Here is a 570-nt window from a genome sequence, read left to right as displayed (position 1 = left end):
TTTGCCTTCTAGTGGGAATCTTGCAAACCTTATTTTTAAAATAAAACCCGAAAGATTTTTACATTTACTAAATTTTGTTGAGGATCTAAAAGAAGACTTTGATTTAATACTAATAGATACACCGCCCAGCTTAGAACTAATAGCCGGGAATATATTAAAAGTTAGTGATCAAATTATTATTCCCTTTATGCCCGAACTATTCGGCGTAAATGGATTAATTAACGTAATAGAAGTAGTAAACGATTTTAAAGCCAATGTTAATTCTGAATTAGAAATAGTAGGGATCGTCGGAACTATGGTTGATAGTAGTACAAAATTACATAAAGAATTATTGGAGCAAGCTTACAATTATGCAGAAAAACAGAATATAAGAATGTTTAAAACTTTAATTCCTAGAACAATACAATTCCCAAATGCGACCGCTTATTTTAAAAGGCCTGCTACTCTATTAAAGCGGCAGACCAAAAAGATAAAGACTTATGAATTGTTATATAAAGAACTGGAGGATTTAATTTATGAGTAACGGAAAATTAAATAATCAATTCTCTTTGGCCGAAGAAGCAAAGAAAT

At 30.5% G+C, this 570-nt stretch carries 1 protein-coding gene; it reads left to right on the top strand.

All coding sequences use genetic code 11. From position 1 onward, the window contains the following. A partial coding sequence (locus CVN76_RS01885) for a ParA family protein (protein WP_157805458.1) occupies positions 1-523 on the top strand: 523 nt, incomplete at its 5' end. Positions 524-570: the final 47 nt, after the last annotated feature.

The sequence above is a fragment of the Bacillus sp. mrc49 genome (genome assembly GCF_002803435.1).
This window is presented reverse-complemented; position numbering and strand designations above follow the sequence as displayed.